The following is a 22372-nucleotide window of genomic DNA, read 5'->3' on the forward strand; positions in this document are numbered from 1 at the left end:
GCGGCCTCAGAACGTGTTCACGATCTCAGGGCAGCGCGCGCGCCATGGAAGCCTCCAGCACCTCCGGCGTATCGGGGCGGCCGAACAGGTAGCCCTGGAAGCCGCTGCAGCCGTGCAGCTTGAGGAAGGCCAGCTGCCCGGTCGTCTCGACGCCCTCGGCCACCACGTCCAGGTCCAGGCTGTCGGCCAGCGCGAGGATGGTGCGGACGATGGCCGCGTCGTTGGGGTCGGTGAGCACGTCGCGCACGAAGCTCTGGTCGATCTTGACCTGGTCGAGCGGCAGCCGCTTGAGGTAGCTGAGCGAGGAGTAGCCGGTGCCGAAGTCGTCGAGCGAAAAGCCCACGCCCTCGTTCTTGAGCTGCGTCATGCGGCCGATGGTGTCCTCGATGTCGCCCAGCAGCATGCTTTCGGTGAGCTCGAGCTTCAGGTGCCGAGGCTCCGCGCCCGTGTCGCGCAGCACGTCGAGCACTTCGGAGACGAAGCCGGGCTGGCGGAACTGCCGGGCGCTGACGTTCACCGACACGCTCAGGTGGCGCGTGTCGGGGCGGCGGCTCCAGCGCACCAGCTGCTCGCAGGCGGTGCGCAGCACGAAGCGGCCCAGCGGCAGGATGAGGCCGGTCTGCTCGGCCAGCGGAATGAATTCTGCCGGGCTGATCATGCCGCGCTGCGGATGGGGCCAGCGCACCAGCGCCTCGGCGCCGCAGATGCGGGTGCGCTCGTCCATCACCGGCTGGTAGTGCACGCGCAACTCGCCGCGCGCGAGGCCCTGGCGCAGTTCGGCCTCCAGGTGCGAGCGGGCATTGACCAGCGCCTGCATGTGCGGATCGAAGAAGCGCTGCGTGTTGCGGCCTGCGGCCTTGGCCTGGTACATGGCCAGATCGGCGCGCTTGAGCAGCTCGTCCACGCTGCGGCGCTGGTCGCCGAACAGGGTGATGCCGATGCTGGGCGTGCTGTAGTACTGCTGCGCGCCCAGCTCGAACGGCTCGTTCAGCCGCTGCATCAGGTTGTCGGCGATGCTTTCGGCCTGCTCGGCGGCCACGGTGGCGACGGCATCGAGGTCTTCGAGCATCACGACGAATTCATCGCCGCCGAAGCGCGAGACCGTATCCGTCGCACGCACCGATGCGACCAGCCGCTGGGCGACCTGGGCGAGCAGGCGGTCGCCCATGTCGTGGCCCAGGGTGTCGTTCAAGTCCTTGAAGTTGTCCAGGTCGATGAAGAACAAGGCGCCCAGTTGCTCGCTGCGCTGGCTCACAGCGCAGGCGCGCTGCAGGCGGTCCAGCAGCAGGCGGCGGTTGGGCAGGCCGGTGAGCGCGTCGTAGAAGGCCAGCCGCTCGATCTCCTGCTTGGCCTTCTTGCGGTCGGTGATGTCGCGCCGCACCCCCAGCACGCCGGTGACGTTGCCATGGGCGTCGCGGATGGCGGTCTTGAGGGTTTCGAAGAAGCCGGGCGCACCGTCGTCGTCGAATGTCAGCTCCTCTTCGAAGACTAGCGGCGTCGGGGCGCCCATGGCGCGCTGGTCCTGCTCGTGCATGCGCCGGGCTTCGGCGGGAGACCAGAAGGCGTCGTCGGTCTTGCCCATGATCTCGCGCGCGGAGCGCCCGAGGAAGCGCTCGACCGCCGGATTGGCCGAGAGGTAGCGGCCTTCGGCGTCCTTGAGGAACACCATGTCAGGGATAGCGTTCACCAGGCCGGCCAGCCGGCTGCGCTGCTGGTCGAGCTCATGCGCCATGCGGCGCTGCGCGGTCAGGTCGTAGGCGAAGCTCACCACCGCCACCACGCGGCCGTCGGGGCCGACCTCGGGCGCGAACGTGGTGTGGCGGAACTGCGGCCCGTCGGGGTAGTCGATGCGACTCTCGAACACCGCGGTGTGCCCGGCGAAGGCCCGGTCCAGATGCGGGCTCAGGCGCTTCATCACGTCGGGTGCCATGAAGTCGGAGAACGGCCGGCCCTCCATCTCGCCGGGTTCCGACTGCAGCCACTGCGCCTGCAGCGGATTGACGTAGAGCACGCGCCGGTCCGGGCCGATGCGCGCGACGCCGCCCGGCAGGCTGCGCAGCAGGCTGCCCAGCTGCAGGTCGCGCCGCTGGACCATCAGCTCCGCCTCGCGCTGCTCGGTCACGTCGGTGGCCACGCCGTCCCAGATGACGCGGCCGTCGGGCAGATCGCGCGGCGAGGAGCTCATGCGGATCCAGCGCACCTCGCCATCGGTACGCCGGACGCGCACCACGTTGTCGCTCACGCTCATGCGGCGGAAGGACTCCTCTTCCTTGCGCAGGTTGTCCTCGCGGTCCTCGGGCAGGATGCGCTCGTAGAGCACGGTCGGGTCGTTCACGGCATCCTCCACCCGCACGCCGATCAGCCGCTCCAGCGCCTCGCCCATATAGACGAAGCGGCGCCGGCCATCGTGCTCGCGCACGATCTGGTAGGTGATGCTGTCCGGGAGATTGCGGCCCAGCAGCTGCAGGCGCATCTCGCTTTCGCGCAGCCGCGCCTCGACCTCGCGGGCCTGCGCATAGGGGCGGCGGATGCTGGAGATGAAGAGCACCTGCAGGACCAACGCATAGGCCAGCATCCGCAGCATGTGCGCCGCGATCTCGCCGGTGGAGAGGCCCAGGCGCCCGGCCAGGGACATCCCGGCGGAGGCCGCCAGGATCATCGCGGCGGCCGCCAGCAGCGAACCGATCGGCGCGGGCTCCCGTCGGCCGAGGCGCCACAGCAGCACCGCGGCCAGCGCCAGCAGGGCCACGCCGAGCCCCAGAACCATCGAGCCCCAGGGCAGCGTCAGCGCGGCGGACAGCCTTTCCGGCAGCCCGCTCGCCACGATCCAGACCAGCCCGATCGACACCCCGCCAGCGCCGGCCATCCAGAGCCGCGGCGAGCCTGCTAGGCGAACGCCCAGCGCCAGCAGCAGGAAGGCCAGGCCCTCGGCCATCCGCGCGCAGTTGTTGAAGAACGACACGGCGGGCGAGCGCGCCAGGACGGCGGCGGCGCCTCCGTTTTCCAGCAAGGGCACCACGGCCTGCATGAAGCCGCAGGTGCAGGCCACCGTCAGCCCGCCCACGAGGCAGTGGAGCCGGCGGTCCGGTTCGGGGTCGAGCGCATGGGCCGAGAGCGCGAGCCCGACGAGGCCCAGCAGCACGACGACCAAGCCGAACAGCGAGGCCAGCCCCCACGGCCCCACCATGCCCGCGCCCAGCATGCGCGAAACGGGCACCAGCAGCAGCGCGAGCGCCCCCAGCACCAGCAACACGGTCAGAGCGGGCTCGTCGGGCAGCTTCTGAGGGCGGGCCGGGGCTGTTACGGGATTGGGATTCATGGGCAGGCCGCGCAGGCCACTGGATTCGTATCGCGGCGAGTGTATAGACGCCCGGACGCAACTGTCCATTGCGCCGGATCAGCTGTTGGATGACGGCCCAAGGCCGTCGCGCCGAGATTCCGAACCCGCTGCCGGTCGGGGCCGGCAGCGCGGGATGGCCGTCAGGCCAGCAGCTGGCGCAGCACGTAGGGCAGGATGCCGCCTGCGCGGTAGTAGTCCACCTCGATGGGCGTATCGATGCGCAAGGTCACCGACACCTCCTTCTGCGAACCATCCGCGCGGTGAATGACCAGGCGCGCCTCGCTCTGCGGGGTGAGCGCGGCATCGGGCAGCACGTCGATCACCTCGTCGCCCTTCAGGCCCAGCGATTCCCAGGAGTCGTCGCCACGAAACTGCAGCGGCAGCACGCCCATGCCGACCAGGTTGGAGCGATGGATGCGCTCGAAGCTGCGTGCCACCACGGCCTTGATGCCCAGCAGCTGCGTGCCCTTGGCCGCCCAGTCGCGGCTGGAGCCGGTGCCGTATTCCTCGCCGGCGAAGATCACGGTGGGCGTGCCGTCCGCGATGTACTGCATCGCGGCGTCGAAGATCGGCAGCTTCTTGCCCTGCATCGGGCCGTCGCTCTGGAACAGGGTGACGCCGCCCTCTTCCCGCGAGCCGTTATCGAGCGGCGGGATCATCAGGTTCTTGATGCGCACGTTGGCGAAGGTGCCGCGCATCATCACGTCGTGGTTGCCGCGCCGCGCGCCGTAGCTGTTGAAGTCCTGCTTCATCACGCCATGCTCCAGCAGCCACTGGCCGGCGGGCGAGCTTTCCTTGATGGAGCCGGCCGGCGAGATGTGGTCGGTCGTGATGGAGTCGCCGAACAGCGCCATGATGCGTGCGCCGCGCACGGCTTCAGAGCCTTTTTGCGCTGCAGCGCCCGCGGAATCCGCGCCCTTTGCTTCCACATCGATAGCAAAGTTCTCGAAGAAAGGCGGCTCGGCGATATAGGTGCTGGCGGGCCAGACATAGGTGTCGCCCGTCACGCCCTTGATCTTGTTCCACAGCGCGCCCGGGTCGGTTTCGACCTTGGCGTAGTTCTCCTTGAAGGCCTTGCCGTTCATGGCGTACTTCATCAGGGCGTTGACTTCGTCGCTAGTTGGCCAGATGTCGCCCAGGTAGATGTCGCGCCCACCCTTGCCGCGGCCCACGGGCTCGGTCATCAGGTCGCGCAGCACCGTGCCGGCAATGGCGTAGGCCACCACCAGCGGCGGGCTGGCCAGGAAGTTGGCCTTGATGTTGGGGTGGATGCGCGCCTCGAAGTTGCGGTTGCCGGACAGCACGGCCGCGCACACCAGTTCGTTGCTGGTGATGGCTTCGTTGAGCTCGGGCGTCAGGTCGCCCGCATTGCCGATGCAGGTGGTGCAGCCGTAGCCCGCGAGCGCGAAGCCCAGCTTTTCCAGATAGGGCATCAGGCCGGTCTGCGTGAGGTATTCGGTGACGATGCGCGAGCCGGGCGCGAGCGAGGTCTTGATGTGCGGCTGCACCTTCAGCCCCGCTTCCACCGCCTTCTTGGCCAGCAGGCCCGCCGCCAGCAGCACGCTGGGGTTGGAGGTATTGGTGCAGCTGGTGATGGCCGCGATCAGCACGTCGCCGTTGCCCAGGGTCAGATCCGCGCCCTTGGCCTTGGCGGGCACCTGGGCGGCGGCGCTGTCCTTGGCGGCGACGGCGAGCTGGGGCTTGTTCTGCTCCATCTCCACCAGAAAGCGCGGGCCGCCGTCGGGCGCGTGCTTTTCGGCAGGTGCCGATGCCTCGTTGTCTTCACCGTGGCGGCGCACCGGGTGGCGCGTGGTCAGCAGGTCCGCGGGGCGGTTGAAGCCGCTTTCGGCCGCCGGCTTGGAGAAGAGATCGGCAAACTGCTGCGCCACCTTGCCCAGCTCGATGCGGTCCTGCGGGCGCTTGGGGCCGGCCAGGCTGGGGGTCACGTCGCCCAGGTTCAGGCGCACCACCTGCGAATAATCGATGGCGCCCGCTTCAGGCACGCCGAAGAGGCCCTGCGCCTTGAAATAGGCCTCGAAGGCTTCGATCTCGCCCTTGGTGCGGCCCGTGCCCTTGAAGTATTCGATGGTTTTCTCATCGACCGGGAAGAAACCCATGGTCGCGCCGTATTCGGGCGCCATGTTGCCGATGGTGGCGCGGTCGGGCAGCGACAGCGTGCGCGTGCCCTCGCCGAAGAATTCGACGAACTTGCCCACCACCTTGTGGCGGCGCAGGATCTCGGTCACGGTCAGCACCAAGTCGGTCGCCGTCACGCCTTCGCGCAGGCGGCCCGTCAACTCGAAGCCCACCACATCGGGCGTGAGGAAGTACACCGGCTGGCCCAGCATGGCGGCTTCGGCCTCGATGCCGCCCACGCCCCAGGCCACCACGCCGATGCCGTTGATCATCGTCGTGTGGCTGTCCGTGCCCACCAGGGTGTCGGGGTAATACACATCCCCCTTGGCGCGGTGCACGCCGCGCGCCAGATATTCCAGGTTCACCTGGTGGACGATGCCGAATCCCGGCGGAACGACGCCGAAGGTATCGAAGGCCTGCATGCCCCATTTCATGAATTCGTAGCGCTCGCGATTGCGCTGGAATTCCAGCTTCATGTTCAGGTCGAGCGCTTTCTTGGTGCCGTAGTAATCGACCATGATGGAATGGTCCACCACCAGATCGACGGGCACCAGCGGCTCGATCTTCTTGGGGTTCTTGCCCAGTTTCTGGGCGGCGCTGCGCATCGCGGCCAGATCCGCCAGCAGCGGCACGCCGGTGAAATCCTGCAGCACCACGCGCGAAACGACGAACGGAATCTCATCGACACGCGCGGCAGTGGGCTGCCAGCGCGCCAATTGCTCCACATGCTCCGCCGTCACCTTGCGCCCGTCGCAATTGCGCAATACCGACTCCAGCACGATACGCAAGGACACCGGCAACCGCTGGATGGAAGGAAACTGCTTAGCCAGCGCGGGCAGCGAATACAGCTGCCCTTTTTTCCCGGAAGCCGTCGTAAAGGACTTCAAAGTGGATGAAAACGCGTGGGCGGGCGCCTTGGAGGTGGACATGAGAACTCCTGTGGGAAGAGAATGAAACTATCGGTCTTTTAACTTCTATTTATAGACACTACGGAACTTTTATCGATAGCCCGTTTGCATAAATCGGCAGCCGATTGCCGCGTCACATCCAGGCTTCGCCGCTGAATATGCTCGCCGATGAGCCGCCTCATCGCACGCTCGCGATGCATAAGCCCTGCTGCAACCATGGCGCCAACGCCGGCAAGCGGCTCCTCCAGCAGGCATCGGCAAAGAAATCGGGACGACCGAGCATGCCCTTCGGCTCCTGTGAGGCAAACATTCTCGCGCCGAACGCGCACAGGCGGTGTCAGCGAAAGCCTTGCGGCCCTCATAGCCCATCGAAAATCCACAAACCAGCCCTGCAACGGCCCGCCGCAGAGATCGAGCATTCCTCAGCGCAAATAAAAAAGCCTGCCGTTGCCGGCAGGCTTTCAAGCTTCACATCGATGCAATGGCACGGCGTCACGCCGCACCATACCGCCGGTGAATCGGCGGGCATTCGTCCATCAGATGGCGAATTGCTCGCGGTTTTCGTTCTGGATCCACTTAGGAGCCTTGCCGCGGCCGGTCCAGGTCTGGCCCGTGGCGGGATTGCGGTATTTGGGCGCAACCTTGGTGCCGCTGGTGGAAGAGGCACGCGTGGAAGAACGACCTGCGGGGAAAACATCCTGAGCGGTCAGGCCATATTCAGCGACCAGGCTGCGCACTTGCGCAACTGCATCCGACAATTCGCGGCGGCGGGCTTCGCTGATCTGCTGCTCCAGGGCTTCACGCTGCTTGAGAAGTTCTTTATAGCTGGTGGTCATGGTGTGATATGTGACACGGTTTGGGAAGAGGTGCGAATTATAAGAAGGAATGTGAGTCCCGTTAGCGCCCCAAGGTCTTCTCGATTCGCGGAATTACCGAATTCCATTAGACAAACGCAGAAATGGGGAGAAATTCAGCAGCAGGGGTTTCAGTGTCGGGGGGCGCCTCACCCCACAACCCGGTTAACTCCCGCCAGGGCCAGGCGCCCAGAAGCCCTTCGATCCCGGATGATGGGCGCGTTCAGCAAATGGCGGAACGCGCAAAATCACGGCCCACACTGCAACCCACATCCAAGAAACCAACGATGGCGATTTACTGTATTGGCGACATCCAGGGCTGCGACGCCGCCCTGGGCCGGCTGCTGGCCCATGTCGATTTCTCCCCCAGCCGCGACACTGCCTATCTGGTCGGCGACCTGGTCAATCGAGGCCCGGCATCGGCCGATGTGCTGCGGCGCTGCATGCAGGCGGGCGACAGCATCCGCGTCCTGCTGGGCAATCACGACCTGCATCTGCTGGCCGCCGCGCACGGCGCCCGCAAGCCCTCACGCAAGGACACGCTCGACACCGTGCTCCAGGCGCCGGACCGCGAAGCCCTGCTCCAGTGGCTACGGCAACAACCCCTGGCGCGGCGGCTTCGCCATGCGGGCGAGGACCTGCTCATGGTCCATGCGGGCGTGCTGCCCTGCTGGACGGCCGATGACGTGCTGGCGCTGGCAGGCGAAGTGGAATCCGTGCTGCGCGGCCCCGGCCTGCCGGACTTTCTGCATTCCATGTACGGCAACGCGCCCGACCGCTGGAGCGATGCGCTGCAGGGCACCGACCGGCTGCGCGTGATCGTGAACGCCTTGACCCGGCTGCGTTTTTGCACGCCCGAGGGCGTGATGGACTTCGAAAGCACGGAATCCGCCGCGGAGGCGCCGGAAGGGCTGCTGCCCTGGTTCGACGCGCCGGGGCGGCGCACCGCCGGCACGCTGATCGCCTTCGGCCACTGGTCCACCCTGGGCTGGATGGACCGCCCGCAATTGCTGGGGCTGGATACCGGCTGCGTCTGGGGCGGCTGCCTGAGCGCGGTGCGGTTCGGCGCCACGCTGGCCGACCGCGAACATCTGGAAGTGGGCTGCGAACAGGCCCAGGTGCCGGGCTGAAGAGCGGGCCGGGGTTAGCGGCGCGGGGGCGAGGGCTTTTTCAAGCGCCGAGCCCCCCGCCCCTCTCAACTCCGAGTCACGACTGCTCGGAGGTCTCGGGCTGGGGCGCCTTGAAGAGCGCCGCGACCTTGCGCTTGTGCTTGATGTTGGCCGAGATGCCGCTGCGCGAGGGCTGCGCCTTGGCGGTGGCTTCCCAGGCGGGAGTGCCTTCGGCAGGCGACGCAGGCGCCTGGTAGGGCTGGTCGAAGAAGGGATCGCGCGGCGGAGAGCTCTGGCGGTAGGTGCGGGCTTCGCGACGCTCCCGGCCGCCATGGGCGCTGCTGCGGCCCTCTTCCTCTTCGCGCCAGGCGCGGCGGCCGTCGTTGAAACGGCCGTTCGGACGCTCGGCCTCGAATTCGATCGGTTCGAGGTCGATCTTCTTCTTGATGAGCTTTTCGATGTCGCCCACCAGGCGCGCATCGCTGCTGGACACCAGCGTCACCGCGAGGCCGGAAGCCCCGGCACGGCCCGTACGGCCGATGCGGTGGACGTAGTCTTCGGCGTTGAAGGGCACGTCGAAGTTGAACACCGCAGGCACGTCCTTGATGTCCAGGCCGCGGGCGGCCACATCGGTACACACCAGCAGATCGACTTCGCCCTTCTTGAAGGCGTCCAGGGCCTTCAGGCGCTCGTCCTGGCTCTTGTCGCCGTGCAGCGCAGCCGTCTTGAGGCCCTCGCGCTCCAGCGAGCGGGCCAGGCGCGCGCAGCCCAGCTTGCTGTTGACGAAGATGAAGGCCTGGCGCACGCCACGGTCCTTGAGCACCTTGTGGATGGCGCGGCGCTTGTCGTCGTCGGAAGCGGAATAGAAGCGCTGCTCGACGGTGGAGGCGGTTTCGTTCGGGCGGGCGACCTCGATGGTCACCGGGTTCTGCAGGTAGCTGCCCGCCAGGCGCTTGATCTCGGGCGAGAACGTGGCCGAGAAGAGCAGCGTCGTGCGCTGCTTGGGCAGGTACGACAGGATGCGCTGCAGATCGGGCAGGAAGCCGATGTCGAGCATGCGGTCGGCCTCGTCGAGCACCACGTACTCGACCTGGTTGAGCACCGCGTTCTTGGCCTCGATGTGATCGAGCAGCCGGCCCGGCGTGGCCACCAGCACTTCGACGCCCTTCTTCAGCTCGAGCGTCTGCGGCTTCATGTCCATGCCGCCGAACACCACCGTGCTGCGCAGCTTGGTGTGCTTGGCATAGAGCGCGATCTGCTGGGCGACCTGGTCGGCCAGTTCGCGCGTGGGCAGCAGCACCAGGGCACGCACTGGATGGCGCGCGGGCGAGGTGGAACTGTTTTCGTGCTTGAGCAGGCGCTGCAGCAGGGGCAGCGAGAACGCCGCCGTCTTGCCCGTGCCGGTCTGGGCTGCGCCCATCACGTCCTGGCCGGTCAACACGACGGGAATGGCCTGGGCCTGGATGGGCGTCATGGACTCATAGCCCATCTCGGCCACGGCGCGCGCCAGAGGCTCGGCCAGCGATAGATTGGAAAAGGAACTTGTCATTTGAGCCTTCTATTGTCGCACCAGGGCGTGACAGGGCCGTTTTTTACTGCAAAAGGCAGTGTCAAGCTGTGGCGCAGGCGATGCAAAGGCGCTGGGAATCCACGCCTCAAGCTATTAAATCAATAGCACCAAGCGACCACCCAGCATGGGCTGCAGGCCCACAGGGCGCCAGAACGCCTTTGCGGCATGCCTGAGCGGGGTGGCTTACAGCGTGCGAGCCGAGAAGGTGTCGCAGCTCTTGACGCTGCCGGTCTGCAGCCCGGTCTGGAACCAATGCTGGCGCTGGGCACTGGTGCCGTGGGTGAAGCTGTCGGGCACGACGGCGCCGCCGCCCGCGCGCTGCAATGCGTCGTCGCCGATCTTGGAGGCGGCGTTCATCGCCTCTTCCACATCGCCCTGCTCCAGGATCTGGCGGGCATTCTGCGCATGGTGCGCCCAGACGCCAGCGAAGCAGTCCGCCTGCAGTTCCAGCCGTACCGAGAGGTGGTTGTATTCGACCTGGCTGACGCGCCCGCGCATCTGGTCCACCTTCTCGCTGATACCCAGCAGATTCTGCACGTGGTGCCCCACTTCATGGGCGATGACGTAGGCCTGGGCGAAGTCGCCGGGCGCGCCCAGCTGGTTCTTCAGGGTCTGGTAGAAGGCCAGGTCGATATAGACCTTGTGGTCCGCCGGGCAGTAGAAAGGCCCCATGGCCGACTGCCCCAGACCGCAGGCCGTGGGGGTGCGGCCACGGAACAGCACCAGCTTGGGCTGCTCGTAGGTGCCTCCACCCTTGCGGAAGATGTCGCCCCAGACGTCTTCGGTGTCCGCCAGCACGGTCGAGACGAAGCGCGCCATGTTGTCGTCTGCCGGCGGCTTGTGGGCAGGCACCTGCGGCTGCTGCGGCTGCACCTGCGCGGGCGAACCGCCGCTCAGCAAATTCAGCAGCGTGATCGGGTTGATGCCGAAGATCCACCCGCCCAGCAGCGCCACCACGATGGTGCCGATGCCGATGGTGCGCCCGCCGAACACGGGCGAGCCACCGCCGCCACCGCCGTCGCTGTCGCGCCGGTCCTCCACATTGTCCGATTCCCGATTGCCTTCCCACCGCATGCCATCACTCCGTTCATTCGCCGATGGCGCGGATATTAAGCCCGCCCGAGCAACGACCCACACCTGCGGCCAGGCAAACAGCCGGGCAGCAACCGGTGCGTCATTGCGTGAGGCTGGCGGGGCGCAGGTCAGCCGTTGACGTGACCTGCACGGGCTCCGACTTCAGGATGGTTTGGGCCGCCTGGCGCTCACTGGCCCGCTCCACCTGCCCGTTCAGCACCATGCCCAGTGCCGCGATCTGCACTGCGATGACGACACCGCCGATCGCCATGACCCAGATGCGGGCCGCCGAAGGCGCCGTGGCTTGCTGGGTGGATTCGGGAGACGTTTCGATCGCCGGCATGGAAGGCTCCTCGTGCAGTGTGTAGTAACGCCGAGAATGCTAGAAGCCTCTTGTTACGCCATCTTGAGGTCACGATCCCATGCGTTCGTAGGATGACTGCGCATGCGTCAGGCTGGCGGGGCCGGCTTGGCCCAGATCCTCAGCCACGGGCTGCTGGCAACCGGCGTCCCGCGACAGCGCCCCCGGGAAATAGGCAGCCAGCTGCGCCACCAGGGCCTGCAGCGCCACGTCGCCCGTGATGGCCTGGGCTCGCTCGAGCTGCTGCACCGCATAGCTGCGGTCGCCGAGCATCATGGACGCACTCACGCACTTGCCATGAGCCGCCATGCGCAAAAGGAATTCGTCCAGGGTGTATGCCGGCCAGTAGACGTGCGCGCATCGGGCACTGCCCCGTGCCACGTCGGACGGCATGGATGGCTGCGCGGACAAGGTGCCAGATGATTCAGACCGGAGCGTGGACTGGAGGAAAGCGAGCATGGCGGCGACCTCGTAAAGGCTGGATACGGGCCGCTTTCGGATGGTCCGTGCAGCCCTTCGATGCCTTCATCCTAGGCCACGCGCCCTGGGCGGTTCATGCGGTGCCGCCCCGTCGCGATGTAGGACGGCGGCGGTCCGCAGGCCCCTCAGAACGTGTTCACGATCTCGCAGGGGATCGCGTTGGAGCGCAATCGGGATGAGTGGATGCTTCGGATGCACCGCATGGACTCATGTCCATGCAAGCAGCCGGGGCCTCCAATCGCCCGATTTCGCTCCAACCCGAAGGGCAGCGGTGTGGGCGGGCGGTCTGCGGCGTTGCGGCGCTTGTGGATAGCAGTGCTATCCACTGCGCACCGCGCCTTGCATCCCATCCCGCCGACGTAGCTGCGCGACCCCTGGGAGATCGCAAACACGTTCTCAGGCCTTGGGCAGCGTGACGCCGATCTGCCCCTGGTACTTGCCGCCACGGTCCTTGTAGCTGACCTCGCAGACTTCGTCGCTTTCAAAGAACAGCACCTGGGCGCAGCCCTCGCCCGCATAGATGCGCGCAGGCAGCGGCGTGGTGTTGCTGAATTCCAGCGTCACATAGCCTTCCCACTCGGGCTCGAAGGGCGTGACGTTCACGATGATGCCGCAGCGCGCGTAGGTGCTCTTGCCCAGGCAGATGGTCAGCACGTTGCGCGGAATGCGGAAGTACTCCACCGTGCGCGCCAGCGCGAAGCTGTTGGGCGGGATGATGCAGCTGTCGCCGTGGAAATCGACGAAGCTCTTTTCGTCGAAATGCTTGGGGTCCACCACCGTGCTGTGGATGTTGGTGAACACCTTGAATTCCGGCGCGCAGCGGATGTCGTAGCCGTAGCTGCTGGTGCCGTAGCTGATGATCTTGCGGCCCTCGCGCTCACGGATCTGGCCGGGCTCGAAGGGCTCGATCATCCCGTGCTGCTCCGCCATGCGGCGGATCCACTTGTCGCTTTTAATGGTCATTGCTTTACTCCTGCAGCCTATTCTAGGGTGGGGGCCTGCGCCGGCCCCCACCGCCCATACCCTGGCGATGCTATTACAAAAATAGCATCAGGCCCTTGATTCACCTGCGCTGCGGGGACAATCAGGCAATGACCGTGCGCTCGATGACCCGGTCGTCGCCCAGCACGATCAGCGCGAACAACAGCTCTTCCAGGCTGGCAGCCTGCGAGGTCTTGCGCGCCAGCAAGGGCGTGGCCTGCGGGTTCAGCACGACGAAGTCGGCTTCGGTGCCGGGCTGCAGCGTGCCGACCACGCCCTCCAGCCCCAGCGCACGCGCGGCACCGCCCGTGTGGCGCCACCACAGCTGCTGAGGGCTCAGGCTCACGCCGGGCTTGGTCTGGCCTTCACGCCCCACGTAGTAGGCCGCCAGCATGGTGTGGAACGGGCTGAAGCTGGTGCCGCCGCCCACGTCGCTGGCCAGGCCGTGCTCGAAACCGATGCGGGCCGCGCCCTCGTAATCGAAGAAGCCGCTGCCCAGGAACAGGTTGCTGGTGGGGCTCACAGCCGCAGCCGTGCCCGTATCGCGCATCAACGCCCTGTCTTCATCATCGAAATGAATGCAATGGGCATAGACGGCGCGCCGGCGCATCAGCCCGAAATCATCATAGACCGACAGATAGCTGCGCGCCGCCGGGAACAGCTCGCGCACCCAGCGCACCTCGTCCAGGTTCTCGGCCACGTGCGACTGGATCCACACATCGGGGTACTGCGCCGCCAGCTCGCCCGCACCGCGCAGCTGCGCCTCGCTGCAGGTGGGCACGAAACGCGGCGTGATGGCATAGCCCAGCCGGCCCTGCCCGTGCCAGCGCCGGATGAGCGCCTCGGTATCGATCAGCGATTGCCGCGTCTCATCGCGCACGCCGTCGGGCGAGTGCTGATCCTGCAGCACCTTGCCAGCGATGAGCCGCAGGCCGCGCCGCTGCGCGCCAGCCATCAGGGCATCGACGGAGGCCGGGTGCGAGGTGGCGAAGGTCAGCGCGGTCGTCACGCCATTGCGCAGCAACTCGTCCAGGAAGACCTCGGCCACCTCGGCCGCATAGGCCGGATCGGCGAAGCGCGATTCGTGCGGGAAGGTGTAGTTTTCCAGCCAGGGCAGCAATCCTTCCGCAGGCGATCCGATCACGTCGGTCTGCGGGAAGTGGATATGCATGTCGATGAAGCCGGGGGCGATGATGCGGCCGGGCCAGTGGGTGACCGGCCGCGCTCGCCATTCCGAGGGCAGTGCAGACCAAGCGCCAGAAGCCACGACCTTGGCCGGCCTGTGATCAGCATCCACCGCGAGGAAAGCGTCGGACTCAAAGACCGCTTCACCAGTGTGAGAGAAGCGAAGAAGTGCGGAACGGTAAATGTGCAGCATCCCACAAGCTTACCGGCAGCCTCACGCCAGCCCAACGGTCAGACAGAACCGACGAACGGCTGAGAGGTGACGACATGGCCACCGTAACATCAAGACACCTTTTACGGCGCCCCGCCACAATGCCCCAACACAAGTCACGCCACAGCCATGGATTCACCGCACTGGAGCTACTGGTGGTGATCGGCATCATGGCCATCCTATCGGCCTTGGCGGCACCGAGCTTCAAGACACTCATCGACCGCTGGCGCATTCTTCAAGTCGTCGATGCCATGAAGATGACGATGTTTTACGCACGATCGGAAGCCATCAAAAGAAGTTCTGACGTATTTATCGGAAAGATCCCCAATTCTGCATCTACCCAGTGCACCACAGCCAATACCAAAAGCGACTGGGATTGCGGATGGGTCATCTATATCGATGCAAACAGTAATAGCAAATGGGATGCCGGCGAGGAAATTCAGCGATTCGATACTCCAGGCAATATCACGGTGACCAGAACGACGTCCAGCGACACGATCCGCGTGGATCGCTGGGGCATGATGAACGGAGCGAACTTGATCGGATTTACCTTTGCCCCCTCCGAAGGGATCTCTTCACCTGCGACCAAAGGGCTTTGTATGGCTGCAGGCGGTCGCATCAGAGTCATCAACCAAACGGAGGTCCCATGCAGTTGAGGCACCAGACCTCCAGGCCCCAAAAAGGCTTGGCACTGATGGAGTCGCTAGTTGCCATCGTCATTCTTGCATTGGGTATTCTGGGCATCCTCGGCATTCAATTGCGTACGCTGACGGACACACAGGCGGGAGCACGCAGGGCACAGGCGATCAGGCTGATAGAAGACCTGGGCGAAAGATTGCAGAACAATCCAGATGCCATCGGTAATCTGTCCCTTTATACACAGACATCCAGCAGCGGCGCCACTGACTGCTCAGCCAATACCTGCAATGCCGCCAGTTTGGCGGCCTTTGATATCCAACAGTGGCAGGTCAACGTGAAAAACGTTCTACCCGGCGGCACCGCGAAGGTTTTCATCCCTCAAGGAGGGCCACGGCAGCTGGGCGTAATGATCGGCTGGAGCGAAAACCGCTACAGGTCTGGCGACACCCAGATGACCACCGCGCAATCCAATGCATTGAACGCTCCCCTGTCCGTCTCTGCAACGGACAGCACGGGCGCGGCGATTACCTGCCCGGAAGGGCAGATCTGCCACATCCAATATCTTCAACCCACACAACGCTGCGCTCCGTGGGGGATTGGAAGTGCACAACTTTATTGCCTCAATTGAGCTGCCAGTCACAGCCACTACACGCCCCCAAGATTACATGCCAATACCATCCAGCACTCGCCCATCGCGGCAGCGGGGCGTTACATTGATCGAACTAATGGTAGGTATCGCCATCGGCTTGCTGGTGGTCGCAGTCGCCGTCGTGTCGCTGATGAACTCAAGGACCATATCGGGCACCGTTTCGGAAAGCACACTGCTGCAGCAACAGGCGGGCTATGCCCTGCGCATCATCGGACAGCAAGTCCGCCAGGCTGGAAGCATCGAGCTCAACCTAACACCGTCGCTTCTGCCGGCAAGCGGAGCCGATCCCGCCATGGCTCCCGTCGCATTCGATCCACCAGATCCTACAGGAGTCCGGCCGCAATTCGACCGTAGCCTCAACACCATCGCAGCAACCACCACGCCGAGTTCGAGCTTCACAGTGGGGTACGAGAACTATGCAGAAGCCACGACGAATTCCAGTAACCTGTCTCAATTGAGGGACTGCCTGGGACAAAATCCGGTGTCAGGTGGTGCTTTGGTCAACCCATTGCTCACCAGCAAATTCGAACGGAAATCAGCCACGAATGAATTGGTCTGCACTGGACGGGGAAGCAACACTGCACAGCCCATCATCGGAAATGTCACTGATTTTCGAATGCGCTACGTTCGTCAGGATGCCCAGACCAACACGCTGCAATACCTTTCGGACACTTCATCCATCGATTGGAAAAATGTCTACGCAGTGGAAGTCTGCCTTGAACTGACGGGCACCGAGCAGAACCCAACCGCCGACGCAACCTACGCCAATTGCAGCGGAGTACAGACAAAGTATGGCAACCGACTCAGGATGGTCTTCAGGAATCTTTTTCAAATCCGCAGCCAGGGGCTGTCATGACCAGCAAAAACACCTCCGTCTCGAAGGTCATGCCAGTCGTCAAACAAGTGATCCATCGACCTCGAAGGCCGAGAGCATCGCCAGCATCACAAAAGGGTATCGCACTCTACGTGGTCATCGTCTTCGTCATGCTGTCCATGCTGCTTGCGCTATGGTCTGCTCGAAACGCGCTATTCAATGAAATGGTGATTGGCAATGATGCCGATTATCGAAGGACGTTTGAGGCGGCACAGGCAATGCTTCAAGATGCAGAGTTTGACATCCGCGGAGTCAAGCCGGATGGCACATTTTGCACGCCCAGCCAAGACACTGGAAAAGGAGACGTCTGCAGATCCAAGACCTCGGTCTATTTCGACATAGAAACCAGCGAACTCGACGGACTTCTGTCAACCATACAAAATCAAAACTCGACCACAAAATGCTACAAGGGCATTTGCGCCAAGCGAGCAGGAGCGCAGGACTTTTGGAATGACTCCACGCTGCTTGCTGCAATGATGCAACCTGATGTCGGCGCACGGTATGGGCAATTCACTGGCGCAGATGCTACTAGCAGCGCAAACCCGATCTTGGCAAGCAGGGATGGCACTCGCACGGGAGCCTGGTATTGGGTGGAAGTCATGCCTTACATAGATCCCAACTTGGCCCTGATTCAGGGCCTGCCGCCCGATGCCAACGTCCTTCGCTTCGCCCCCACGCAAAAGAAACCGATCATCTACCGAATCACCGCGCTGGCGCGTGGTAACAAGCCCAACAGCGAGGTAGTCCTGCAGTCGACCCTCTCCATCAAAACAGCCGAATAAGATCGACGAAGCACTTCAAAAAACAGGAGAACACCTTGACCTATCCCACCTTCAGGTTCTCACCTATTTTTGCAGCCATCCTCTCAATGCCAAGCGCCTTATGGGCTGCGCAGATCAATCTTGCACAGTACCCAGCAGGAACGGCATACAAGCCACCCATCCCCAATGTCATCATTTCCGTTGACACCTCGGGAAGCATGTCATTTTGTGACATCGACGGCATAATCTATTCACGATGTCCCGCTGACTCGACGCGCATCGCCTTCGTCAAGCAGGGATTGCAGAGCACGCTGATCAACAACAGCAAGTACGACAACCAATTTCGTTTGGCTTGGCAGTCCTTCGCTTGCAATGGAATACCGAGCGCATCCGGAAACTGCAACAACCGCAATGCCATGGGCGCGTTCTCGGGCAACCACAAGGCGGATTTCAGCGCTTGGGTAGCGAACCTCAGCGCCAATGGAAGCACCCCCACACACTCGATGATGTGGAATGCGGGGGAATACATGAAAACCACTGGCGTAAACAGTCCGTGGAATGCAACCCCGGGAGTAGCAGACAACTCCCCCCTCACATGCCGACGCGCATATAACATCACCCTGACCGATGGTGGATGGAATTTTTCTTACGACTACATAGACGACGCCTTCAAAGCCGGGATGAGGTTGCAATCCTCCACGGACACCATTCCCGTTCAGAATGCAGACGGACGGGATAAAAACCTGCCGGATGGCACTCAGTATCGCGCCTCATCACCCCAGTCACAAGTTTATCAAGACTCATACCCCAATCAGGTAAGGTACACAACAACAGGCCCTTGGTGGTACCAAACCCGCACGTTCTATGCCTACCCATCCTTGGCGGACATGGCCTTCCTGTACTGGTCCACAGATCTTCAACCGAATATCGGCAACGAGGTCGCCCCGAAGATAAAGAAAACTGGCAGCGAGACCTTCACATCAGGAAACAAGAGTGCCACTCTGGACGAATACTGGAATCCGAAGAACGACCCTGCAAAATGGCAGCACCTGGTCCAATATTCGATTGGATATGGAACGACGGCAAGTAACTTCGCCAAAAACACGCCAACCTCACCACAGTTCACTGGCGGAACTTTCGGAATGTACGACTCGGGATTCTCGGATTTGGTGACAGGAAAAACAGCCTGGGATGATGTCACATCGCCAGCGGCAGACAATGATTACGATAATTATCGCCCCCAGGAAATGTGGCACGTCGCAATCAATAGCCGAGGTAAATTCTACCCTGTAGCTGGAGGAGACCTGACCAAGGTTTTTGCAGACATCTTCGATGAAATCATCGTGGACACCACCGCCCCGATCAACAGTTTCGTATCGGGCTCAGGCTCTGTCAGCCGCGTCGGAACCAATTCGTTCTATACGACGTACGTCGCCGCGGACAACCCCAATTCGAATGACAACCGCTGGTACGGCTTCGTCAGCTCCGACTCCATTTCCACTGATGGGATCTTCACACCCAATCAAACTTGGGGCGTATCCTCGAGCAACAAAAATGTCACGACTGCAGACAAACTCGATGCCCTGACGCCCAACGATCTCAATAAAAGATTGATTCTCTCCTACGACATCGCAAGCAGCAATCCTAACAAGGCCGTTTCCTTCAAATGGGCCAATCTGGCCACCTCAAACGCCGGAGCCTCTGCAAAGATGTGGCTTAACAAGGGGACCGTTGGCAGCGCATCGACGGTCGCCGGAGATGGCAAAGGGCAGGACCGCCTCAACTTCATCCGTGGAGACCGGACCAAGGAAGCCAGCAATGGCGAGCAGGCGACGTTCCGCAACCGCAAGAGCCGGCAAGGCGATATAGTCAATTCGGCCCTTTGGTATGTCGGGGCACCCAATAGCGGCTATTCCGCAAGCAGCTATCGGTCATTCGCAGACAGGTACCGCACGCGTGTGCCGATGTTGTATGTCGGCGGCAACGACGGAATGCTTCATGGATTCTCCGCGGAGGATGGGACCGAGAAAATTGCCTACATCCCGCATGGCGTGATTCAGAACATTGCGTCGCTGAGTGACAATGCGGACCCTGCGTACTCACACCAGTATTATGTCGACGGTTCGCCACTTGCTGGCGACGTCAATGCGGGTACAGACGATACGCCGAACTGGCGCTCCTATCTCGTTGGTACGCTTGCCGCGGGGGGGAGAGGATATTTCATTCTGGACATCACCAGTCCAGGCCCTGCCAAAGACACATCCGTGGTCCCCAACACTTTCGTCGAACGGATGGGCAACGCAGAAAATGCGCCGAATCTGGTAGTGATGGATAAAACTGCAGCGCCTATCACCAGCGCGAACCCACCAAGCAAACCCGCCGATCCCAACGGGAGTGCTGATGTAGGCCATATCTTTGGCAACCCGGTCGTTGCAACCAGCAACCAGCAACGAGCACTCCAGATCACGAGGGTCAATGACGGGCGCTGGGCATTCGTCACAGGCAATGGGTACAACAGTTCCAACGAGCGCCCTGCACTACTCGTACAGTACCTCGATGGCAACAAGGAATTGAAGATCATTCCCGCTGCCGCTGTGGGCTCTGCAGAAGCGGTGGGTAACGGACTGTCCACTCCACAATTTTTAGATGTGAATGCAGATGGCATGCCCGACTTCGTCTACGCAGGCGATTTACGAGGCAATCTGTGGAAGTTCGATATTTCAAGCGCAGACGCCACTCAATGGAATGTTGCTTTCGGCGGCAGTCCTCTTTTTACAGCAAGCATCAGCAACGGCAACCGCCAACCCATCACGGCGCCGCCCGTGCTCCGCCCCAACACCGTGGTGGGAGGATTAATGGTGGCCTTCGGCACGGGCCAGAACCTGACCGAGAATGACCGCACCGACCAGTCGGTGCAAAGCATCTACTCGATTCTCGATAATACGAGATACACCATTGAAACAACGGGCAGCAACAAGAGCAAAGTCAAGGTAGCCACGACGGACCCGCAGCCCACCACCGTCGGAGGCAGAAACTCGTTGGCAGCGCAATCCGTCGATGATGGAACAAAAGCCAATGGCAGCGGCACGAGCACCGGCCGATCCTTCTGGAAACTGACGAATACAGAAGTTGCCTTCGCTTGCCCTAGCAATGCTGGCAGTTGCGTCCCCAAAAAAGGCTGGTACATGGATTTGCCGGTAGCTGGAGAGCGGATCACGACAGGCTTCGATTTCTACGATGGCAGCAATCTGCTTGAGATTTCGAGCGAGGTTCCTGCATCGGGCAGTTCCACAGCAAGCGGGCAAGAAGTGTGTGCCCCCTCGCCGCAGGCGGCGCAACCGTTCCGCACGATCATCAACATCGTTTCCGGCAAGGCACCTACGCCGCCGGTGATGAGCATCAACGGGTCCACCTACACGACAGAGAGTGCCAACTACGCACGTATGACGGCATCGAGCAAGGAGCTCCGGATCACGACCAAAACACAGCAAATCCGAAAGGGAAGCGATGGCAAGATCGACAAACTGGCACGCCTGCCTCAGATGCTGGCACGCCCCAATTGGCGACAACTGCAATGATCACCAGAGCATCATGATTTCTTCAAACTCCCATAGTGCGGACACCGCACGCGCCAGCCAACAAGGCTTCACCTTGATCGAAATGATGATCGTGGTGGCAGTCGTCGGCATCTTGGCGTCGATTGCCATTCCGACTTACAACGAGTATCTACGCCGTGGCTACCGCACAGAAGCACGAAGCGCCCTGCTGCAGGCTGCGCAGTGGATGGAACGCGCGGCGACCGCAACCGGCATATATCCGACGACCGACCAGCTCAACAGCACGAACTTGCCGGTCGTGCCATCGAATACATACGTCATCGCGTTGACGGCTAGAACCGACTCCACCTATATCCTGTCGGCTACGCCGAGGGGAATACAGGCAGGTGACAAATGCGGAACCTACACGTTGGCGCAGGACGGTGCGCGCTCGGCAAACGGCAAGAAGTCCGGTGACGCGGGCTATGACCCGAGCTGCTGGAACAAGTGATGAATTCCCAGGCACAGCAAGCCAGCGAGCCGAGCCGTACCAGCTCACCGTTCATGCGCAGCGCACTGAGCTATGCAAGCCAAGCGCTGTATCGCTCCAACCCCAACCCCCGCGTCGGCTGCGTGATCGTCTCGTCCACGGGCGACGTGCTGGGCGTTGGCTCCACACAGGCCGCGGGCAGCGCCCATGCCGAGGTGATGGCCTTGCGCGATGTGGCAGCGCGAGGCCTGGAGGCCCGAGGAGCAACGGCCTACGTGACGCTGGAGCCGTGCTCACACCGTGGACGCACCGGCCCCTGCTGCGATGCGCTCATCAGCGCTGGCATTCAGCGCGTCGTGGCGAGCGTGTCCGATCCCAACCCACTGGTGGCAGGCCAGGGTTTCGCCAAGCTCCGTGCCGCCGGAGTGGCGGTGGAAGTCGGTGAAGGGGCCGAGGAATCCGTCGAGCTGAATGTGGGCTTCTTCAGCCGCATGATTCGCGGCACGCCCTGGGTCAGGCTGAAGACGGCGATCTCGCTGGACGGAGCGACTGCGCTTCAGAACGGCCAAAGCCAGTGGATCACATCACCCCAGGCGCGCGCTGACGGCCATGCCTGGAGGGCGCGGGCATGCGCAGTGCTGACGGGCATCGGTACGGTGCTCGCAGACGATCCGTCGCTGGATGTGCGGGAGGTGGAAACGCCGCGCCAGCCACATCTGGTCATCGTGGACAGCGACCTCCGCACGCCTGCCAATGCGCGCCTCTGGAGCGTCAGCCACCGATCTGTGCTTATCTACACCGGCATCGACGCCCCCTCCCGGAAAAGTCATCTGGAAGCACTAGGCGCTCAGGTGATCACCATGCCCGATGCGAGCGGGCGCGTGGAGCTCGCCGCCATGCTGCGCGATCTGGCGCAGCGCAACGTCAATGAGTTGCACGTCGAAGCGGGGCAGACGCTCAACGGCGCCTTGGTGGAGGCCCATCTCGTCGATGAAGTTCTGGCCTACGTCGCCCCCAAGCTTCTGGGAGCCGGCACACGCGGCATCACGAGCTGGGGCCCCCTGCAGTCGTTGCAGGAAAGCGCGACGCTGGAGTTCCATAGCCATCAGCCAGTGGGGCCGGATCTCAGACTGCTGGCACGCCCGCCGGGGCGTGCGGCCTTCGTGCCGCGTGCCAGCTGAGCGCTCTGAACCAAGCTGCAGAGCGAGTCCGTC

17 protein-coding genes are annotated in these 22372 nt (G+C 63.1%); 8 read left to right on the top strand and 9 right to left on the bottom strand.

Annotation, left to right across the window (positions count from 1 at the left end):
* Positions 1 to 25: 25 nt before the first annotated feature.
* The 3 genes from BM070_RS07865 to BM070_RS07875 form a co-directional block, all read right to left on the bottom strand.
* Entirely contained in the window at positions 26 to 3319 is a 3294-nt protein-coding gene (locus tag BM070_RS07865) for a sensor domain-containing protein (RefSeq protein WP_092939110.1), read from the bottom strand.
* Positions 3320 to 3480: 161 nt separating this feature from the next.
* A complete protein-coding gene (locus BM070_RS07870) occupies positions 3481 to 6405 on the bottom strand; it encodes an aconitate hydratase (protein ID WP_092939111.1) in 2925 nt (974 codons plus the stop codon).
* 515 nt (positions 6406 to 6920) lie between these two features.
* Positions 6921 to 7220: an H-NS histone family protein gene (locus tag BM070_RS07875; protein ID WP_092939112.1), complete on the bottom strand. Its 300-nt coding sequence runs from the start codon at positions 7218 to 7220 to the stop codon at positions 6921 to 6923.
* A 305-nt stretch (positions 7221 to 7525) separates the two neighbouring features.
* Here BM070_RS07875 and BM070_RS07880 point away from each other — a divergent pair, with 305 nt between their 5' ends.
* On the top strand, positions 7526 to 8368 hold the full coding sequence (locus tag BM070_RS07880; protein ID WP_092939113.1) for a symmetrical bis(5'-nucleosyl)-tetraphosphatase: 843 nt from the start codon (positions 7526 to 7528) through the stop codon (positions 8366 to 8368).
* A gap of 76 nt (positions 8369 to 8444) precedes the next feature.
* Here BM070_RS07880 and BM070_RS07885 read toward each other — a convergent pair whose 3' ends face one another.
* The 6 genes from BM070_RS07885 to guaD form a co-directional block, all read right to left on the bottom strand.
* Positions 8445 to 9896: a DEAD/DEAH box helicase gene (locus tag BM070_RS07885; protein ID WP_092939114.1), complete on the bottom strand. Its 1452-nt coding sequence runs from the start codon at positions 9894 to 9896 to the stop codon at positions 8445 to 8447.
* A 204-nt stretch (positions 9897 to 10100) separates the two neighbouring features.
* The gene (gene ypfJ / locus BM070_RS07890) at positions 10101 to 10991 is read right to left on the bottom strand and encodes a KPN_02809 family neutral zinc metallopeptidase (RefSeq protein ID WP_092939115.1); all 891 of its coding nucleotides are present in this window, start codon (positions 10989 to 10991) and stop codon (positions 10101 to 10103) included.
* A gap of 100 nt (positions 10992 to 11091) precedes the next feature.
* A complete protein-coding gene (locus BM070_RS07895; RefSeq protein ID WP_092939116.1) occupies positions 11092 to 11334 on the bottom strand; it encodes a hypothetical protein in 243 nt (80 codons plus the stop codon).
* 69 nt (positions 11335 to 11403) lie between these two features.
* The gene (locus BM070_RS24155; protein WP_139222782.1) at positions 11404 to 11811 is read right to left on the bottom strand and encodes a hypothetical protein; all 408 of its coding nucleotides are present in this window, start codon (positions 11809 to 11811) and stop codon (positions 11404 to 11406) included.
* Positions 11812 to 12228: 417 nt separating this feature from the next.
* Positions 12229 to 12795, bottom strand: coding sequence for a dCTP deaminase (dcd, locus tag BM070_RS07910; RefSeq protein WP_092939119.1), 567 nt, complete (start codon positions 12793 to 12795; stop codon positions 12229 to 12231).
* A 121-nt stretch (positions 12796 to 12916) separates the two neighbouring features.
* Entirely contained in the window at positions 12917 to 14188 is a 1272-nt protein-coding gene (gene guaD / locus BM070_RS07915; protein ID WP_092939243.1) for a guanine deaminase, read from the bottom strand.
* A 77-nt stretch (positions 14189 to 14265) separates the two neighbouring features.
* On the opposite strand from guaD, the gene BM070_RS07920 reads away from it, so the two are divergent.
* Genes BM070_RS07920 through ribD form a run of 7 tightly spaced genes read left to right on the top strand, consistent with a single transcriptional unit; the run spans position 14266 to position 22339 of the window.
* The gene (locus tag BM070_RS07920) at positions 14266 to 14865 is read left to right on the top strand and encodes a GspH/FimT family pseudopilin (RefSeq protein ID WP_245785147.1); all 600 of its coding nucleotides are present in this window, start codon (positions 14266 to 14268) and stop codon (positions 14863 to 14865) included.
* Entirely contained in the window at positions 14856 to 15476 is a 621-nt protein-coding gene (gene pilV, locus BM070_RS07925; protein ID WP_092939121.1) for a type IV pilus modification protein PilV, read from the top strand. The genes BM070_RS07920 and pilV overlap by 10 nt, the downstream gene beginning before the upstream one ends.
* A gap of 37 nt (positions 15477 to 15513) precedes the next feature.
* Positions 15514 to 16353: a PilW family protein gene (locus BM070_RS25010; RefSeq protein ID WP_092939244.1), complete on the top strand. Its 840-nt coding sequence runs from the start codon at positions 15514 to 15516 to the stop codon at positions 16351 to 16353.
* Between the two features lie 29 nt (positions 16354 to 16382).
* Entirely contained in the window at positions 16383 to 17153 is a 771-nt protein-coding gene (locus BM070_RS07935; protein ID WP_092939245.1) for a pilus assembly PilX family protein, read from the top strand.
* Between the two features lie 35 nt (positions 17154 to 17188).
* Positions 17189 to 20710, top strand: coding sequence for a pilus assembly protein (locus BM070_RS07940; protein WP_139222783.1), 3522 nt, complete (start codon positions 17189 to 17191; stop codon positions 20708 to 20710).
* Between the two features lie 13 nt (positions 20711 to 20723).
* Entirely contained in the window at positions 20724 to 21179 is a 456-nt protein-coding gene (locus tag BM070_RS07945) for a type IV pilin protein (protein WP_092939123.1), read from the top strand.
* On the top strand, positions 21179 to 22339 hold the full coding sequence (ribD, locus tag BM070_RS07950) for a bifunctional diaminohydroxyphosphoribosylaminopyrimidine deaminase/5-amino-6-(5-phosphoribosylamino)uracil reductase RibD (protein WP_434803177.1): 1161 nt from the start codon (positions 21179 to 21181) through the stop codon (positions 22337 to 22339). The genes BM070_RS07945 and ribD overlap by 1 nt, the downstream gene beginning before the upstream one ends.
* Positions 22340 to 22372 lie beyond the last annotated feature (33 nt).

The sequence above is a fragment of the Paracidovorax wautersii genome (assembly GCF_900113035.1).
Taxonomy (GTDB): Bacteria; Pseudomonadota; Gammaproteobacteria; order Burkholderiales; family Burkholderiaceae_C; genus Paracidovorax; species Paracidovorax wautersii.

Coding starts and splice junctions, on each gene's coding strand:
- BM070_RS07945 (WP_092939123.1), top strand. CDS start 20,724: ATGATTTCTTCAAACTCCCATAGTGCGGACACCGCACGCGCCAGCCAA.
- BM070_RS25010 (WP_092939244.1), top strand. CDS start 15,514: ATGCCAATACCATCCAGCACTCGCCCATCGCGGCAGCGGGGCGTTACA.
- BM070_RS07895 (WP_092939116.1), bottom strand. CDS start 11,334: ATGCCGGCGATCGAAACGTCTCCCGAATCCACCCAGCAAGCCACGGCG.
- BM070_RS07875 (WP_092939112.1), bottom strand. CDS start 7,220: ATGACCACCAGCTATAAAGAACTTCTCAAGCAGCGTGAAGCCCTGGAG.
- BM070_RS07870 (WP_092939111.1), bottom strand. CDS start 6,405: ATGTCCACCTCCAAGGCGCCCGCCCACGCGTTTTCATCCACTTTGAAG.
- pilV (WP_092939121.1), top strand. CDS start 14,856: ATGCAGTTGAGGCACCAGACCTCCAGGCCCCAAAAAGGCTTGGCACTG.
- BM070_RS07920 (WP_245785147.1), top strand. CDS start 14,266: ATGGCCACCGTAACATCAAGACACCTTTTACGGCGCCCCGCCACAATG.
- BM070_RS24155 (WP_139222782.1), bottom strand. CDS start 11,811: ATGCTCGCTTTCCTCCAGTCCACGCTCCGGTCTGAATCATCTGGCACC.
- BM070_RS07885 (WP_092939114.1), bottom strand. CDS start 9,896: ATGACAAGTTCCTTTTCCAATCTATCGCTGGCCGAGCCTCTGGCGCGC.
- BM070_RS07935 (WP_092939245.1), top strand. CDS start 16,383: ATGCCAGTCGTCAAACAAGTGATCCATCGACCTCGAAGGCCGAGAGCA.
- ypfJ (WP_092939115.1), bottom strand. CDS start 10,991: ATGCGGTGGGAAGGCAATCGGGAATCGGACAATGTGGAGGACCGGCGC.
- ribD (WP_434803177.1), top strand. CDS start 21,179: ATGAATTCCCAGGCACAGCAAGCCAGCGAGCCGAGCCGTACCAGCTCA.
- BM070_RS07865 (WP_092939110.1), bottom strand. CDS start 3,319: ATGAATCCCAATCCCGTAACAGCCCCGGCCCGCCCTCAGAAGCTGCCC.
- BM070_RS07880 (WP_092939113.1), top strand. CDS start 7,526: ATGGCGATTTACTGTATTGGCGACATCCAGGGCTGCGACGCCGCCCTG.
- dcd (WP_092939119.1), bottom strand. CDS start 12,795: ATGACCATTAAAAGCGACAAGTGGATCCGCCGCATGGCGGAGCAGCAC.